16 protein-coding genes are annotated in these 16286 nt (G+C 46.8%); 9 read left to right on the plus strand and 7 right to left on the minus strand.

Annotated elements, in window-relative coordinates:
• Positions 1–256 precede the first annotated feature (256 nt).
• The 3 genes from F0P93_RS31250 to F0P93_RS31260 are packed head-to-tail and all read right to left on the minus strand — an operon-like array spanning position 257 to position 3251.
• A complete protein-coding gene (locus F0P93_RS31250) occupies positions 257–973 on the minus strand; it encodes a LytR/AlgR family response regulator transcription factor (RefSeq protein ID WP_150881731.1) in 717 nt (238 codons plus the stop codon).
• The gene (locus F0P93_RS31255) at positions 970–2094 is read right to left on the minus strand and encodes a sensor histidine kinase (protein WP_150881732.1); all 1125 of its coding nucleotides are present in this window, start codon (positions 2092–2094) and stop codon (positions 970–972) included. Before F0P93_RS31255 ends, F0P93_RS31250 begins: the two co-directional genes overlap by 4 nt.
• On the minus strand, positions 2094–3251 hold the full coding sequence (locus tag F0P93_RS31260) for a sensor histidine kinase (protein WP_150881733.1): 1158 nt from the start codon (positions 3249–3251) through the stop codon (positions 2094–2096). The genes F0P93_RS31255 and F0P93_RS31260 overlap by 1 nt, the downstream gene beginning before the upstream one ends.
• 224 nt (positions 3252–3475) lie before the next feature.
• Between F0P93_RS31260 and F0P93_RS31265 the strand changes: the two genes are divergently transcribed.
• Positions 3476–4798, plus strand: coding sequence for a vanadium-dependent haloperoxidase (locus tag F0P93_RS31265; RefSeq protein WP_150881734.1), 1323 nt, complete (start codon positions 3476–3478; stop codon positions 4796–4798).
• Between the two features lie 440 nt (positions 4799–5238).
• On the opposite strand, the gene F0P93_RS31670 is transcribed toward F0P93_RS31265, so the two are convergent.
• Positions 5239–5403: a hypothetical protein gene (locus tag F0P93_RS31670; protein WP_191908978.1), complete on the minus strand. Its 165-nt coding sequence runs from the start codon at positions 5401–5403 to the stop codon at positions 5239–5241.
• A gap of 807 nt (positions 5404–6210) precedes the next feature.
• Here F0P93_RS31670 and F0P93_RS31270 point away from each other — a divergent pair.
• The 5 genes from F0P93_RS31270 to F0P93_RS31855 all read left to right on the plus strand — a co-directional run bounded on the left by F0P93_RS31270 (position 6211) and on the right by F0P93_RS31855 (position 11403).
• A complete protein-coding gene (locus tag F0P93_RS31270; RefSeq protein ID WP_150881735.1) occupies positions 6211–6654 on the plus strand; it encodes a hypothetical protein in 444 nt (147 codons plus the stop codon).
• 581 nt (positions 6655–7235) lie between these two features.
• Entirely contained in the window at positions 7236–7901 is a 666-nt protein-coding gene (locus tag F0P93_RS31275; protein ID WP_150881736.1) for an FISUMP domain-containing protein, read from the plus strand.
• 254 nt (positions 7902–8155) lie between these two features.
• Positions 8156–9064: a helix-turn-helix domain-containing protein gene (locus F0P93_RS31280; protein WP_150881737.1), complete on the plus strand. Its 909-nt coding sequence runs from the start codon at positions 8156–8158 to the stop codon at positions 9062–9064.
• Between the two features lie 33 nt (positions 9065–9097).
• A complete protein-coding gene (locus F0P93_RS31285; protein WP_150881738.1) occupies positions 9098–10750 on the plus strand; it encodes an alpha/beta hydrolase family protein in 1653 nt (550 codons plus the stop codon).
• A gap of 488 nt (positions 10751–11238) precedes the next feature.
• The gene (locus F0P93_RS31855) at positions 11239–11403 is read left to right on the plus strand and encodes a recombinase family protein (RefSeq protein ID WP_225309737.1); all 165 of its coding nucleotides are present in this window, start codon (positions 11239–11241) and stop codon (positions 11401–11403) included.
• A 591-nt stretch (positions 11404–11994) separates the two neighbouring features.
• Here F0P93_RS31855 and F0P93_RS31860 read toward each other — a convergent pair.
• The 3 genes from F0P93_RS31860 to F0P93_RS31300 are packed head-to-tail and all read right to left on the minus strand — an operon-like array spanning position 11995 to position 13040.
• A complete protein-coding gene (locus F0P93_RS31860; RefSeq protein ID WP_225309738.1) occupies positions 11995–12309 on the minus strand; it encodes a hypothetical protein in 315 nt (104 codons plus the stop codon).
• The gene (locus F0P93_RS31865) at positions 12306–12632 is read right to left on the minus strand and encodes a hypothetical protein (protein WP_225309739.1); all 327 of its coding nucleotides are present in this window, start codon (positions 12630–12632) and stop codon (positions 12306–12308) included. Before F0P93_RS31865 ends, F0P93_RS31860 begins: the two co-directional genes overlap by 4 nt.
• Before the next feature lie 51 nt (positions 12633–12683).
• Positions 12684–13040 (minus strand): winged helix-turn-helix transcriptional regulator, encoded by a 357-nt coding sequence (locus tag F0P93_RS31300; protein WP_150881739.1) that lies wholly within the window; start codon positions 13038–13040, stop codon positions 12684–12686.
• A gap of 293 nt (positions 13041–13333) precedes the next feature.
• Here F0P93_RS31300 and F0P93_RS31305 point away from each other — a divergent pair, with 293 nt between their 5' ends.
• The 3 genes from F0P93_RS31305 to F0P93_RS31315 all read left to right on the plus strand — a co-directional run bounded on the left by F0P93_RS31305 (position 13334) and on the right by F0P93_RS31315 (position 16246).
• Complete coding sequence (locus tag F0P93_RS31305) at positions 13334–14077, plus strand: pirin family protein (protein ID WP_225309740.1); 744 nt, start codon at positions 13334–13336, stop codon at positions 14075–14077.
• A gap of 93 nt (positions 14078–14170) precedes the next feature.
• The gene (locus tag F0P93_RS31310; RefSeq protein WP_150881741.1) at positions 14171–14719 is read left to right on the plus strand and encodes a YceI family protein; all 549 of its coding nucleotides are present in this window, start codon (positions 14171–14173) and stop codon (positions 14717–14719) included.
• Between the two features lie 396 nt (positions 14720–15115).
• The gene (locus F0P93_RS31315; RefSeq protein ID WP_150881742.1) at positions 15116–16246 is read left to right on the plus strand and encodes a Gfo/Idh/MocA family protein; all 1131 of its coding nucleotides are present in this window, start codon (positions 15116–15118) and stop codon (positions 16244–16246) included.
• The last annotated feature ends 40 nt before the right edge of the window (positions 16247–16286 follow it).

The raw sequence follows: 16286 nt of genomic DNA on the forward strand, positions 1-16286 counted from the left end.
CGGCAGTCAGCTTAAATTCCAGTCAAAACTGGCTCACCGAACGGGGTAAGGACATTAGGAGGTAAACCGATAGGATAGTTGAACTTTTCATCGTCTCACGAAAAGGAGCGATTTGTGAGATCAGTCTTCTTTCTTTTCTAGCAGTTACTTCGCTTTTTTGTCCCGGGGACCGCGTTCAGTAAAAGGTAACAAGTCCAGTCAGGAAATACGTGCAGGACCGGACATATAGGGAGAGTATCAACCCTGTGACTGCGCCCTAGATCTGCTCTTGCAATCGTTCCATTACAATCTGTTTATACAATCTCCCAATAGGAATTTCGTGGCCGGACAACTGCACAGATACAGCGTTGTAACCTGAAATTTTATCGTATGAAACCAAATAAGATCGGTGGACCCGCATAAATTTATGATCTGAAAGAAGATTTTCCATGGCACTGATAGACTGCTTCGCCAGAAAATATTTGCCACCGGTAAGAAAAACTTTCACATAATCTTTCCAGCTTTCGATATAGTCAATGTCATTCACAACGATTTTTTTCATGTCCCTGTCTACTTTTAGATAAATAAAAGAAGGGGTTTTGGGAGCATCGTTGTCACTAATAGTGTCAGTTTCCCGACCCATCAGTCGATTTATTTTGGTGATGGCCTTAAAAAATCGTTCAAACGAAACAGGCTTCACCAGGTAATCCACGGCATCCAATTCAAACCCATCAGAAGCATATTCCCGGTAGGCGGTAACAAAGATTACTTTAGGTGGATGAGAGAGATTTTTCAAAAAATCTGTGCCGATGATGTAGGGCATCTTGATGTCGAGAAAAATGACATCAACTGCTTTCTGATGGAGCACATCCAGGGCCTCAATGGCATTTTTGCATTGACCTGCTATCTCCAGGCCATCAATGGCGGTGATATATCGTGCCAGCACTTTTAATGCAGGAGGCTCATCATCGATGAGTAAACAGCGAAGCTTCATGTTGGTATGGGTTGAGTTATCACCTCAGGAAGTGGAAGCTGAATGGGCGTATAGCCAGTTAGTTTGACAAGCAGGGAAACTACAAAAAAGATACCTTCATCATGCATCTTCAATTCATGGTTATTCGGATACATGAGCGCCAGTCTTTTTTTTACATTCGTGATCCCAATCCCGTTGCCGTTGGTGTGGTAGGGCACAAATTCGTTCTTGCTGTTGGCAATCTTGCATCGAAGGCTATCCGATTTTACCGATATGTCAATGCTAAGCCAGGGTTTTTCTAGTTGTTCCGACACGCCATGCTTGAACGCATTCTCCAAAAACGGAAGCATCAATAACGGAGAAATGAATTTATTTTTAATAGTGCCCTCAACGTTCCAGGATACTTCAATTTTATTGCCATACCGTTCTTTTTCAAGATCAATGTAGTTTTTCATGGTCTCTATTTCCTGTTCCAGCGTCACCTGCTCCGCTTTGCAATCGTAGAGCATGTAGCTCAGCAGCGAAGATAGTTTTAAGATCAGCCCGGGTGTTTTGGGTGAGTTGTCCATCGAAAAGGAGTAGATATTATTCAGGGTGTTGAACAGAAAATGGGGATGCACCTGTGCTTTCAACAACTCTAGCTCGGTGGTTAACTTTTGCTGCCGTGCAAGCATCCAGTCACGCTGCTTAATGGTCCACGACTTGAAGAATTTTATGATCATCGGGCTGGCCGCAGAAGTGGTCATGCACAGGTAACTGTGCGGCTCCCACACTTTTTGAGGAACAAAGTCCAATCCCATCGCTTCTTGCAACGGGGTATAGAGGTACGTAATGAACCAGGAATTGATATAAAGTCCCAAACCGCCCCACGCCAGAATGAGCAGAAAGAACTGCACTACTTTCCCCTTGAGCAGCAAATGGGGAATGGCCCCATACATCAAGGGGTAACTGAATAAGATAAAAACTGGTACCCACAGCAACATGTCGAATAGGTTACGCCCAAAAGAGGTGGGTGCACCCATGACGATCCAGAAAATGGACCATACGGTTATGTGTAATGACCAATAGGCGATATGACGCCACACCCGGTAGCGGGGTGAAAAAACAAACTCATTGTACAGAAAGGAATCGATTGCTTTCATTATCTAAAAGCGTGCAGATTTTCATGGCGAATGGTTTGCGTAATCTGCGGCTGTCCGGCTGTTTCAAGATACGCTGATTTGTCGCCAGCCAGTTTCACGAGCAGCGAAACCACGAAAAAATCACCTTCGTCGTTAAGCTTAAGCTCGTGCTTGCTGGGGTAAATGAGCGCCAGTCTTTTTTTTACATTCGTGATCCCAATCCCGTTGCCGTTGGTGTGGTAGGGCACAAATTCGTTCTTGCTGTTGGCAATCTTGCATCGAAGGCTATCCGATTTTACCGATATGTCAATGCTAAGCCAGGGTTTTTCTAGTTGTTCCGACACGCCATGCTTGAACGCATTCTCCAAAAACGGAAGCATCAATAACGGAGAAATGAATTTATTTTTAATAGTGCCCTCAACGTTCCAGGATACTTCAATTTTATTGCCATACCGTTCTTTTTCAAGATCAATGTAGTTTTTCATGGTCTCTATTTCCTGTTCCAGCGTCACCTGCTCCGCTTTGCAATCGTAGAGCATGTAGCTCAGCAGCGAAGATAGTTTTAAGATCAGCCCGGGTGTTTTGGGTGAGTTGTCCATCGAAAAGGAGTAGATATTATTCAGGGTGTTGAACAGAAAATGGGGATGCACCTGTGCTTTCAACAACTCTAGCTCGGTGGTTAACTTTTGCTGCCGTGCAAGCATCCAGTCACGCTGCTTAATGGTCCACGACTTGAAGAATTTTATGATCATCGGGCTGGCCGCAGAAGTGGTCATGCACAGGTAACAGGAGGGCATGGCGCCTCTTGGAACAATATTTTCCAATCCCATAGCCTCCTGCAGCGGAATAATGGCATACGACCGATACGCTGAATCGATAAAAAGTCCCAGTGCCGCCCAAGCCAAAACGAGCAGGATGAAAAATGAAACGTGCCCCTTGAGCAACACATGGGGAATGGCCCCGTATACCAGGGGGTAACTGAATAAGATAAAAACCGGCACCCACAACGACATGTTGAATAACTGACGGCCAAAAGATCCTGGAATACCCATAACCAGCCAGAAGGTGGCCCAGATCGTTATGTGAAACGACCAATAGATCACATGCCGCCACACCCGGTAGCGCGACGAAAAAAGAAATTCACCAGAAAGAAAGGAATTCAGCCGTTGCATGTCCATACTATACAAAATAAATGAATATCGGCAATTCAATTTTCAAAAAAGTCGTCAAATAGACATACGACGGCATTTTTCGACAAACGACAATTTTCGCTCCTCAAAGTACTTCGGGTGTTAATTCTGGTGTATATCTAAAAACTTCTACACTGAGCTATTACTGCTTGAGCACAGCGGAAGTCAATGTTATCTTCCCCAGACATTTATAATAAACGCCGAAAATCAGTATGAAAAACGTAACATTAATAAAAATCCGGTCCTTGGTACTCATGACCTCATTGCTGCTTCCCCTGTCAGGATGCGATCATCAACCGGAGGTGCAGGCAAAACAAACCAACACGTATTCATCCGAGGTGGCCATCAAATGGCTGAATATGCAGGTGAAACAAATGCGAGAGTACCCACCTACGATCGGCAACGTGCTTTATTCACGCCATTACGCTTATAGCGGCATTGCCTTGTATGAGGCAGTAGTACCAGGTATGCCCGCATACCAGTCCATTGCATCCCAGTTGAATGGATTAACGGGCTTACCTATAATCTTTGCCGGTGTTGACTATCATTGGCCGGCCTCCGCTAATGCAGCGCTTGCTGCCATCAACCGAGCCATGTTCCCCAACGCCACCGATGCAAATAAGGCACTCATCAATCAGTTGGAAACCGATTTGCAGAACAACTATGCGAAAGACGTAGATGTGGCTACCTTGGAACGTTCCGTCACGTTTGGAAAAGCGATCGCGGATGCTGTACTTCAATGGGCTGAAACCGACGGCTACAAACTTGTTAATGGTGCCTACACGCCACCGGCAGCTTCATCCGGCGGAAAATATTGGACCCCCCCAAGCCCCTTGCCGGTACACAGTTTACCTTACTTTGGAAATCTTCGGCCCTTGGTATCCGGCAGTGGCACTGGCGCCGATCCCGGCCCCCCGAATTATGACAAGCTTGCTGAAATGACCACGGAAGTAATCAATGCGAAGCCGGCTACGAGTACAGACGAATACAACACGGCATTTTGGTGGAGAGACTTTCCCGGTACCAGCACGCCAGGGCATTATGTAAGCATTTTAAAACAGGTATTACAAAAAAAACAATCCGGTCTTGATGTGGCTGCTCTTGCCTATGCGCTGGGCGGTATTACGGTTATGGATATTACCATCAGCACCTGGCAAGCAAAATACAAGTACCTGTTGGCGAGGCCTTTCGATTATGATGATGTAATGGGCCAACCATTTACGGCGCTCTTGGGAGCCCCTCACCCGGAATATCCTGCCGCACACGCTTCGCTGTCTTTAGCCAATGCCGAAGCGATGACCACCGTATTGGGAGATAACCAAGCCTTTACCGATAGTACATTTAATGGTTTGGTTACCCCCCAGGGAATTACGCTGGGTCCCCGATCTTACGATTCTTTCCGCGAAGCAGGCGAGGAAGCAGGCTGGTCTAGGTTATATGGTGGTATTCATTACAGGAAGTCGATCGAAGTAGGATTCTGGCAGGGAAAAAAAGTGGCGGATAATATTAAGAATACGCTGAAATTTTTGAGATAGCAGTAGCTGATCAATTTCCAGTTTTGGCCGGGAGTTAGCTTTCAACTCTTCATCATGCGAACTAGCTTCTCAATCGAAAGGACGTTTGTCCTCTACAGCCGCTTCGACTTGTCGAGCTATTCGACCAACATGATTACGGATCGTTGCTGCGTTCAGCCTTGGATCAACAGGTAGCACCTCTTTCATCAGATCCGCTACTTTGTGGTAAGTAGAGCTGTCCATTTGGTCTCTAACCATAAGCGGTCCGGTGTTTCCCGTTGCGAGAATAAGGTACATAAAGGCGTGATGATCTTAGCCCTCTTATCTTGCCCAAACTTATACCGCAGACTTCGGGTGGTTACCTTGCCAATGAGCGTTTTCAAGGTCAATGGCTGGTAATCTTTCAAGCAGCATTTTGGGGATAGTTGCAGGCGTTGTTGGCGTAGGTACTCCTGAGCTTACTAATGCACAACTGCTTGTTGCAGATTTTCCATGAGTTGTTTGGATTCGGCCAGCAACAAACCCACGTCGTCTAAATACTGACAGTCTTTTCCCATGCTGAATACCTGTTGATTGGTGGTCTCCGTAGAATCCGCATGCATGGTTAAGGTGGGGGTAAACTTCATGGTCGTTTGAGTTTAAGTAAGCCTAGGAGGTATCATCCGAATCCAATTATTTAAAGGGAAAGTCTAGTCAGAAAAAACTGTTTTAATAATTGGGGATGCCAAGATCTGGAAACCAGCATTATGCCCATTTCCACCAGTTACCAATGGGTTTCCGCCAGTTACAAGTTATGATTTCGGCTCTCGGTCAGATCCTGCCAATTTTGCATCGGCAACACAAAAAAATGCCAAAGCGGGATGTCTAAAACTCCCAACTATTTATTCTCACATCATTTAAACGAGTATCGTATGAAAAAGCAAAAAACCACACCCAAATCCGACAAATGTATTTCAATTTCCAAAGACAAAGCACAGCAAATTTTTGGGGGAGCGACGCCTTTCAAGGCTACAAAGCCGGTAATGTTACATTGCCATATGGAACCCTAGTAATCACTTGATAGTCCGCCAAGCGCCCAGGAATTAAAGCCAAAAGCAGCCAATCCGGATCCGGATTGGCTGCTCAATTGTTCGATTTTACGTTTTATGAGAAAGCCCTAAACTTCATAAATCATGGTTTTTCGAAGAAATGGCAACTGCTTTTGGCGAACTGATTACCATTTTTATTATGCGGATTCATTCGTAAAACTTCCGCTGATTCATCCGAGCCAACAACTAAGTTGAGTCTCCGCATGGCGACCAAAGGTGGCTTACCTAAACTTTGGCTGTGTGTAACCAGATTGGATTAATTAGCATACCTGCCCGTACCGCTACCTAATGAGATCAGCGGATGATGAAAGAATTAAGTGAATTTTTAATTATAACAACGTACTCATGAACATTAAAATATTATTTTCGAATTTCTGCACTGTTTGGCTCGTATTATTCGTAGCCTATTCGTTTACCGCTTGTAAAAAGGATGCCGATCCGGCCCCAGCTCCTGATCTGGCTACACAAACCGCTGGTTTGTATACGTATTCCGAATTAGCGTATAGCACCAAAACGGTCTCAGCCGACCATACCAACTTGAAAGGAACAATTACTGTAACTCGTCAAACGGAAACAACGGTTAGTCTCGATGTCAAGATTCAGGTAAAAAGTGATGGATCAGACTTCATGGTTGTCTCAGTCGATAACGTAGAGCTGATGGAAACCAGTAGCGGTGCCATTGCCTTACACTATGAAGGTGAACATGTGGGGATGGTTAAAGGAAACACCGTCAAGATTGAAGGGGTTGATGATGAGCAGGTTAAATTTACAATTACGGCCACCAAGTAATTTTAATTTTATTATTTGATCATATCTATTTTGGATTCCCCATCCCGTTATGCTTTGGTGAATCTAAAATCCGCTGTCGCGGGCCTATTCAGAACCAGGCCCATTAGTCTATCTTCCTGATTAATATCAATTGAACCATACACAAATTAGATACTGTTTTTTCTGGATTGGATCGGTTGCAAGAGGGTGAAGGGCTTTCTCCTTTTTCTTATGATTGGCCTCGGAGTGGTGCACTACTCCGAGGCCAACCTGGGGAGAAAAGAAGCAGTGATCAGCATTTCATAGCTTTCTGAACGCTTTCCCAAGTTGGAAAGATAACTGTCTTATTGTGGTTTAATAAGTTCGTTCACAAACTACCGCTCGAAGGTTATTATAGTGCTAAACACGGTAGGATCTTATCGATGAGACGTTGTCACACAAAGGAGCGATTTTGGAAGACAGTTGTATAGGCTACATTTTTGTACAGTATTTCCAACCTCTTAAAGGCTAAAATCCATAGCAGTCCCCAAAATCGGCTTTTACGTTTCGTTAACATTCTTTTACATGCCCTCAAACAGATCGTAGTATAAAGACGTGTAGGTTTGTCGAAATTCATTGGTATTAAAAAAGGAAAAGGGATGAACTACTCCTGCGTATATACTTTGTTCTTACTATCTGTTTTTTTTACTCAGGCAGCAATTGCCCAATCCACCGGCGCCTTTACCGACTCACGCGATGGGCAAACGTATAAAACGGTCAGCTTTAAAAATGCGTTGACTGGCAGCACGGTTACCTGGATGGCACAAAACCTGAACTACAAAGTTGACGGTAGCTATGCGTATGATGACCAGGAGAATAACCGAAAAGAGCTGGGCTTGCTTTATACCTGGGAGGCAGCGAAAAAAGCCTGTCCCAGCGGTTGGCATTTAGCAACGGATAGCGAATGGTCTCTGCTGGTAAGTCAATTTGGCGGAACCGAGAAGGCCGGCGAAGCCATGAAAAGCGTCAGTGGCTGGATGGAGGACGGCAACGGCACTAACAGCAGCGGGTTTAACGGGCTTCCGGCAGGTATTCGCAGAAATAATGGTTATGACGTCCTGGGTATTATGGGTTTCTGGTGGACATCCACACCTTCGGGTGAGGAGGGTAAAGCCTGGGGATGGAACTTCAGTTATGGTGGCCCTGGGGAAAAACCACTTAAATCAAAAGCGTTCCGTTTCGATAGCTCTGTTTCTCACGCAAAATCTGTTCGTTGCGTTCGGGATTGATTTATCTAGCGCAAAGGGCATATAAGGTCAGAAGTAATTTGTATGCTGTCTCTCCAAACGCCCGTTTGATGCGTCATAAAAGGAGGATTTGCTGAGAATTTGAAGTGCGTAGGCATAACTTCATTGTCGGCTGTCAGGTAAATCCCTAGCACCCCCAAAATTAAACAGAAGTCGCTCCATCTGGATGCAACTTCGTAGCGGCCGGCGGTGTCATTCTTTCGATTGATTTTATTAAAACCCATCCTCTTTATACGATGAGCTCCGTGTCGCCCATTGAGGTTCAGCATTATTATCCAAAGAACCCCCTTTTACAAAAGCATATTGAGTATTATTATTTTCTCAAAACAGACTCTCCCACCTTTCTCAGTAGGTACTTTGCCTTCCCCAATACCCTGCAAGCGTTTAATATCCACAAAAATGCTACGTGCCGCATAGACCCGTTTTCCACCATCGTGGAGGGAAGACAGCCGACACCGTATCTGATGATTGCCCAGGGTAAACATGAAACGCCCCTGTATGTGGAGTTGAAGGGCCTTCTCGACAAGATTACCATTCTTTTTAAACCGCTGGGTCTGAATCACTTTTTAGACCGAACGCTGCAAGAGGTAACGCCAGCGGACTCACAAGTAGTTAATAACTGGTTTGAGCATCCTCACTGCCTTGCCTTTTTAGACGCTTTTTATCAAACCCATGACTATCACCAGCGGATCGATATGCTGGAAACCTTTCTTCTTTCCATCTATCGCCCCCTTGCTGATGCCCCCTTACTGGATCGCGCCCTGGACCGGCTGTTGGATTTTGACCACCCCATGAGTGTCGAATCCATCATCGCCGAGTCGAAATTGACCACCCGCTCATTTAATCGCTTATTTTTGAAGCACCTGACGATCTCCCCCGTCCGTTTTCGCAAAATTGCCCGCTTTCGCCATTCCCTGAAGGATAAAATGGTCAGCCAACAGCTAAACACGCTCACTCAGATCGGCTATCGCAGTAATTTTTACGACCAGGCTTATTTTATCAAGGTCTATCGGCAGTTGACCGGTGATAGGCCCTCCCGATTTTTTAACACGATCGACAAATTGGCCGATGATCGGTTGATCTTCAAATTTCTTCATGATTCGAACGAGTTGTCCAGAAAATACAATTCCGTTTCGGACGACTAGCGGATTTTTGCCCAAAATAATCTCGTTCCATCAATGAAATGGATTGCCACATTCTCATTCATCCTCGGCTGGGTGACAACCGCTCGGGCTCAAAATGATTCTGCCGCCGTCTATAACGACCGTGCTTTCGTAAGCTACCAGAAAAATGAGTACGCCAATTGTCTGTATTGGACGGAAAAGTTGTTCGCTACGGGACCAACCGACTATCAGAACAATTATAATTTTTACCGGGCGTCGGTCAGCGCCTGTCAGGTCGGCAAACCCGACAAAGCCCTGCTTTATTACACGAAAATGGCCAATAGCTACCTTGACTATAGCAACTACCCCACCTTTGCTCAGGACAGCAGTAAATTGGCCTGTATTACCGGTGCCCCCATCTGGAAAAAATCGATGGCTGCCATGCGCACCCGGTACGATTCGGTCCAAACCTTAAACCAGCTCTATTTCCAGGGTATTACCGATACTACTAAACGGCTTAACAGGTCCCCATTGCTGAGTCAGCAGTTTCTAAACAATCTTTTTAATCAAAATAGCTTCGATCAAATCTACCAAACCCTTCGAACCTATAACCGGTACGAAACACCGCCTGTGGTCAATCACTGGACCCTCTACCACATTGCTGTGAATGACACGCTCACAGTCCCTTTCCTGGTCTACATTCCAAAGGAGTACAAGCCCAACCAACGTACCCCTCTCTACCTGTTTTTACAGGGAGCGGTTCGAGGTCGTCCTGATTTTATGATCAAAGGGCGGGTGCCGATCAGTGATGCGGCTGTATTGAGCAAAGCCAGGGAAGCCGGCGCTTTTATCCTCTATCCATTTGCTCGAAAGGATGTCAACTGGTTGTATCACCCCGTAGCTTTTGAAGCGATACGCAAAGAAATCGCCTTTGTTAAATCGCTTTATAACATCGATGACAACCGGGTCTACCTAACCGGACACTCCAACGGGGGCGAGGGTGCGTTTTATATGGCGATTAATCAGCCGACACCCTTTGCTTCCTTCCTGGCATTCACTTACTTTCCGCAGTCGTTCATAACCAATACCCCCTTACGGAATTTAACCAATAGCCGAACGTTCTTTGGCGCGACGGCTAAAAACGATCATATCTTCCCTTACGCAACGGTGGATAGTATCTACACGTACGCCAAAAGCATGGGAGCCCACTGGCAGAATTACTCCTTCGAGGGCAATCATACCTTACCCTACTCCGCGCAAAAACGAGTCAGTTTTGTTTATGATTCTCTGTTTTCGAAAGTCAGAAATCCATTCGCTCACCAGCTCCGTTGGGAAGTCGACAACGTGCAAAATGGTCGCTACGATTGGATTGAAATTAACGAGCTGGATACGACGGTTCAACAGTCATCCTGGGTAGACGAATATACACCTTCTATTCGGTCCACGAATCAGGGGCGGGCAGGATTTAACCCCCGCCGGAGCGGTGTGATCGAGGCTTCCGTCACCGATAACGAAATTCGGATCCGAACGTCGCGGGTGAGACGATTTAGTTTTTACGTCTATCCGGAACTGCTCGATGTGAATCGTCCGCTCAGGGTTATCATCAACGATCGGCCCGCTCGCCAGGTGACCATCAAAAAGCAGAAGTCTGACCTGAAAGCGGCTTATTTGCACTCCAAAGACCGAGTGCTTTTACCTTACCAGAAAATCATTTTCCAAGTTAGATAAAGAGACGAAAAGTTAGAAGAGCGCTGGGCTACCTCTCTCTTTAAATGCCCGTTTTTCTGGGAGCTGACCTACGCTGCCGCGTGGTCAATCTTAGTGTTAGGTAATGGTCTCAAAAATCTGTCCGCCGGGCGGCCCCGTCACAAATCAATGTTCCATTTTCAGCCTCGCAGATGAGTTTGTGCTACAATTTCACAAGCACATTACCCCATTAATCAGAAGTAAAAAACACCTAAAGCATCCTGTCGCATTAAACGCCCATACCGGTGTTCATATCGTTGATTTCGGTTTCCTTGGAATTGGAAAGGGGAGAAAAATCGCGGTGATCAGTATTTCATAGCTTTCTGAACCCACGCCTAACTCCCGTTCCATTTGCTGTTCTACCCCCAAAATAGGGTTCAAAAAGTAGAGCCTGAAATAAATAGACGATCGTATTTATGACACCGACTTCTTGACTCTATCGACCAGTAGGCCACAGCGGGATCGCCACCATGAACAAACTTTTCGGCTTTGCGCGTGTGTCTGGCCTGGACCAGAATCTGGACACCCAACTCGATGCCCTACAAAAGGTAGGTTGCAATGAAATATTTCAGGATAAGATTACCGGTGTCAATACGAGTAGTCCAGCCCTGGACGAATTACTGTCTAAACTGTGAACCGGCGATACGTTCATGGTGGCCAGGTTCTTTCGCTTAGGCCGTAGCCGGGATTATTTGATCAGTCTGTTGGGCGAACTCGCCCGGAAAGCTACTCACTTCAAGGCCCTGGATCTGGGTGTTGACAGTAGCACCTCGCAGGCAAACTGGTCTTGCAGATTTTCGATGCTCTGTTCGAGTATGACGGCGACGGTCACACAGGGGTAAAGTATCTTGGAAACTAACTTTCCTCCGAGAACTGAGTCATCTCCTATCATCAACTGTCCGATTTTAGCCCTGAGCTTTTGGCTCATGTCCGACAAATGGCTACTGTTCCACAGGATGGTCAGCATAAATGAAACACACTCTCTGACGCTGAATTTTTGCATTGTGCGGGTTTATGGGGTCGCGATGTACAGACCGGACAACAGGGTTATACCTTTGCAGCGGCTCTGCTGTTTTCAAGTAAGTAGCGAGTTTTGTTTTAGGGCTAATCAGCTATTCATTAACTGATTAGCCCTAAATTTTTGACAAGGCAAAGTTGGTAGGGGAAACCGCGCGAAAGAATGGAAAAAAGGCAAAGTGCCTTGTACGTTTTTCCCAGAGTTGCCATTATGGCTCGTAGAAAGCCGCTAGATGATCCAATCGCTGTTTTACCAGCGGGTTTTTCATGGGTTCGAATCGAGCCACCTTGTCTTTGGTAATAACCACATGAAACGGCTGATTCATCCGGGTGGTGAGGTGATAGATCGTCACCAGCTCGGCGATGTCCTCAGACCAGGCTGCCATACCGTACAAGGAGGGAAAGGGGGGTTGCGTGAGCTTCCGATACACGTCCGGGGCCAGACTGATTGGCATCGGTAGACCGCTTCGGAAACGGCTTTGTTCCAGCAGCGAATCAAGGTATCGATCATCAGGCACTTTCATCGTACGCCAAACATCTTTGGTGAACGGTGTCGATTCAACGAGTGCGTGTTTTCTGAAGCATGTGGGGTGACGTTCATCACGGCATCGACGACGTGTGTAGCCTCATGGAGCAGCACGTAAAGGATTGCATCCAGGTTACCCCCTTCGACACGCACGGCATAACTGGAATCCGTTGTCCGGGTAAAGCAGGTATTTTCTTTCCACGATGCCCATTCTGAGATGGTCTCATTCAGCAAGCCCGCCCGAAACGTAATATTGAACCTTTTTGGTCCGTCCCCTGAATCAACGGGCGAAGTCAATGCCGTGTTCGGCATGTTATCCATGAAGCTGATGCTTTAATGATGGCTACCATCGCCGGATCTAATTGCTTTCATTCACACTTCACCCGAGAGGATTTTTTTTCGGTGTAACTCACCCCAGCTACGCAGTGATTCGATCACCCCGCCAAGGGTTTGACTATGTGGTGTCAACGTGTAAGTGACTTTGACGGGATAGGTATCGTACACCTTTCGTTTTACTAACCCGTTTACCTCCATATCCCGTAACTCTTTAGAGAGCATTCGGTCAGTAATACCATGCACTTCTTTGGAAATTTCGCCAAACCGCTTCTCCCCAAAGGTTAAGGCCACGATTATAGGCAGCTTCCATTTACCATTCAACACGTCCAACGCATCTCGGATGGGCCGTAATGTACTGATACACTCCGCGTGATTTAGATCTGTCGTTTCCATTTTCTGTAGAAGTCCTAGTTACCTGGATAAAAGCTTTGTTATACTTACTATACTGGAGTATAGGGCTATACTATGGTATAGTACTTACAAAAGTATAGTTATAAGCGTAAATTTGCATCATCAATGGTGAGCAAATTTTTGCCCCCACAGTAAAAACCAGGAGCATGAACCTTCATCGAAAACTCGTCATAACATATACTCCACCTACTCAACAGGGGTTTTTAGGACCTGGTCATTTGGCAAGACCAGTTATTCAGGTCGACTTCACTGAAAGTGACCCGTTCATTATATTGATGGATGATCGACTCGACAAGCAAGATGAACAACCAGTGGGCGGTCCGCATCCGCATGCAGGCTTTGAAACCGTATCCTTGCTTCTGGAAGGCAACATAGGCGACGAGGCTCACCAGATGAAGGGTGGTGACCTACAGCTCATGACGGCGGGTAGTGGTATCGTCCATACCGAAACCATCGAAGGGAAAGCGTCGATGCGCCTGTTACAGTTATGGCTGAATCTACCCAAGAAAGATCGCTGGGCTAAGCCACGGGTACAGGATCTGCCTTTGGAGAAAGTGCCAATTTTAACCCATAAGGGCACAACTATACAGGTTTATAGCGGTTCTCTGGCGGGGGTAACGTCACCCATTCAGAATTATACACCTCTTATTATTGCTGATATCCACTTGCAGCCCGGCACGACCACGGTGCAACACCTTCCGGCATCCTTTACCACGTTCCTATATGTCCTTGAGGGCAGTCTGCAGGTGGGCGACGATGCCAACGAGATCCACCGGGATCAAGTGGGCTGGCTGGATAGACACGCCGAGCAAACACTGAGCGAACTCAAGCTGACAAGTGGGGAAACCGGAGCCCGGGTTATTCTCTACGCCGGAGAACCGCAAGGGGATGCCATCGTGTCGCACGGCCCTTTCATCGGCGATACACAGGAAGACATTCGACGACTCTATCAGGAATACCGACAGGGCAAATTAGACCACATCGCAACCGTTGAGGCTTCGCAACGAATTCTCTGGTAAGGCCAGCAACGGTTTCTCCATTGACAATGGCTTTGCTGGCTGCAGGGCCTTCACCCGTTCTTAGTAATATATCAATCAATAATTTTTAGTCACATGTCAACTACTAAATGGGTCCTTGACCCCACTCACAGCGAATTAGTCTTCAAGATCAAACATTTAATGATCAGTAATATCTCGGGTTCTTTCCAACAGTTTCAGGTAGCGGTTGAAACCCAGGATGACGACTTCAGTACCGCTCAAATACGGGCTACCGCCGAGATTGCTTCCATTCATACCAACAATGAGCAACGCGATCACCACCTGCGCAACTCCGATTTTTTCGAAGCCGAAACCTATCCCCAGTTAAGCTTCCAATCGACAAAAATTGAGAAGCTATCCGATGATACCTTCACCGTCTATGGGGATTTAATGATGAAAGGCGTTAGCAAACCGGTCAAGTTAACGGTTGAATACAGTGGCGTGACGAAAGACCCCTGGGGTGGCGTTCGAGCGGGCTTTACCATCAGCGGAAAAATCAACCGTAGCGAATGGGGCATTACCTTCAATGGCGTACTGGAAACAGGTGGGGTAGCCTTGGGCGAAGAAGTAAAGGTTAACAGTGAAATTCAGCTGGTCAAACAGCTTGAAACAGTAGTTGCCTAACCATAGGTAAAGTAGTAAGCAGCCTTTTAAAAGCCTTTGCCACAATCTGGCAGGGGCTCTGAAAGGTTGCTTAGTCGTTTTCGGTTCAACTTAAAATGAACCGTCCATGAAACCCTAATCTATGCCTCTACTACTGTTTCCGGGCCTCATCATCGCCCTATTCTAAAGCTTTTACCGATAGTGTATGCTACGTATTGTAAATGACCATTATGACCCTATGCTTACCGATCAAGCGTCCAGAGCGTGTTTTTAAATGCCCCAGGAAGGCAGGTTGACCCGTATGAAGTTAAGCGATTATTAGAACGGACGATTCGTCACGATCAACTGTGCGGAGCCACCACCCGGACTTCCGGCGATTCGCTTTAATCGCAGAGTCACAATGAAAAAACAGAAACGATGAAAAAACAAAAACTAAGAATTGGTCTGGTTGGATTGCAAGCCGGCAGAAGTTGGGCGGCTGTTGCCCATCTACCGGCGCTCCGTGAATTGTCCGACCACTATGAGATCGTGGGTGTTGTCAACTCCAGTCTGGAAAGTTCACGGGCGGCTGCCGAGGCAAGCGCTATTCCGCGCGCTTTCGGCAGTATTGACGAGATGGCCGCATCGAGAGATATTGACCTGGTTGTCGTGACGGTTCGCGTACCGCTGCATTATGATGCCGTAAAGAGCATTCTCTCGCATGGCAAGCATGTCTATTGTGAGTGGCCGCTTGGTCGCACCTTGGCAGAGGCTGAAGAGCTGGCTGCTATGGCCCGCGAGCGTTCAGTCGTAGCGGTGGCGGGAACGCAGGCCCGAGTTTCACCAGCGATCCGTAAGCTCTCTGAGCTAATCAAAACGAATTCGATCGGTTCGATTGTATCCAGCAGCATCCACGGCTGGGCCACCCCCTGGGGGGCTACGATCAGCGATACAAAAAACGAGGAATATTTACGAAAGCAAGACAGTGGTGCTGACCTGCTGACCATTCCGTTCGCGCACACGGTTGCCGCTGCCTGCGATGTGCTGGGCAGTATCAGTCAATTATCCGCCAACGTTCACACTCGCTATCCACGGGTAAAAGCACTCGATAAGGGTACTTATATTGAGGCTGACGCTCCTGATTATATCTCGGTTATAGCAAGCCTGACCAACGGTGCCCCTCTTTCAATGGAGTATACAGGCGGGCATTCGGTTTATGGGGACGCTTTTATTTGGCAAATTGAGGGAACAACGGGGCAATTGGTCATTACAGCCTCCACAGGACATACCCAGCTTGCGAATCTCGCCATTACGCGTTATTCTCCCTCCAGGCAGGAGCCAGACGTTATTGAGATAGCAGGTATGGACCATTTTGGGCCTCATACCAACGTCAAAGAAATCTACCGAAGGCTGGCTAGCGATGTAATAAACGGAACCCATTCTGCTCCCTCGTTTGAGGAGGCTATTTCTCTGCACAAGCTGATAGAAGACATTCGCTTTTCCTCCCGGACCGGACAACGGATAAGCCCGGCAACCCTGTCCTTACCCCGTTTTGTGAGCCAGTTTTGACTGGAATTTAAGCTGACTGCCGATATTCAACCGGCGTCAT

Source organism: Larkinella humicola, from assembly GCF_008727875.1.
Taxonomy (GTDB): Bacteria; Bacteroidota; Bacteroidia; order Cytophagales; family Spirosomataceae; genus Larkinella; species Larkinella humicola.

Coding starts and splice junctions, on each gene's coding strand:
- F0P93_RS31250 (WP_150881731.1), bottom strand. CDS start 973: ATGAAGCTTCGCTGTTTACTCATCGATGATGAGCCTCCTGCATTAAAA.
- F0P93_RS31255 (WP_150881732.1), bottom strand. CDS start 2,094: ATGAAAGCAATCGATTCCTTTCTGTACAATGAGTTTGTTTTTTCACCC.
- F0P93_RS31260 (WP_150881733.1), bottom strand. CDS start 3,251: ATGGACATGCAACGGCTGAATTCCTTTCTTTCTGGTGAATTTCTTTTT.
- F0P93_RS31265 (WP_150881734.1), top strand. CDS start 3,476: ATGAAAAACGTAACATTAATAAAAATCCGGTCCTTGGTACTCATGACC.
- F0P93_RS31670 (WP_191908978.1), bottom strand. CDS start 5,403: ATGAAGTTTACCCCCACCTTAACCATGCATGCGGATTCTACGGAGACC.
- F0P93_RS31270 (WP_150881735.1), top strand. CDS start 6,211: ATGAACATTAAAATATTATTTTCGAATTTCTGCACTGTTTGGCTCGTA.
- F0P93_RS31280 (WP_150881737.1), top strand. CDS start 8,156: ATGAGCTCCGTGTCGCCCATTGAGGTTCAGCATTATTATCCAAAGAAC.
- F0P93_RS31285 (WP_150881738.1), top strand. CDS start 9,098: ATGAAATGGATTGCCACATTCTCATTCATCCTCGGCTGGGTGACAACC.
- F0P93_RS31855 (WP_225309737.1), top strand. CDS start 11,239: ATGAACAAACTTTTCGGCTTTGCGCGTGTGTCTGGCCTGGACCAGAAT.
- F0P93_RS31860 (WP_225309738.1), bottom strand. CDS start 12,309: ATGAAAGTGCCTGATGATCGATACCTTGATTCGCTGCTGGAACAAAGC.
- F0P93_RS31865 (WP_225309739.1), bottom strand. CDS start 12,632: ATGGATAACATGCCGAACACGGCATTGACTTCGCCCGTTGATTCAGGG.
- F0P93_RS31300 (WP_150881739.1), bottom strand. CDS start 13,040: ATGGAAACGACAGATCTAAATCACGCGGAGTGTATCAGTACATTACGG.
- F0P93_RS31305 (WP_225309740.1), top strand. CDS start 13,334: ATGGATGATCGACTCGACAAGCAAGATGAACAACCAGTGGGCGGTCCG.
- F0P93_RS31310 (WP_150881741.1), top strand. CDS start 14,171: ATGTCAACTACTAAATGGGTCCTTGACCCCACTCACAGCGAATTAGTC.
- F0P93_RS31315 (WP_150881742.1), top strand. CDS start 15,116: ATGAAAAAACAAAAACTAAGAATTGGTCTGGTTGGATTGCAAGCCGGC.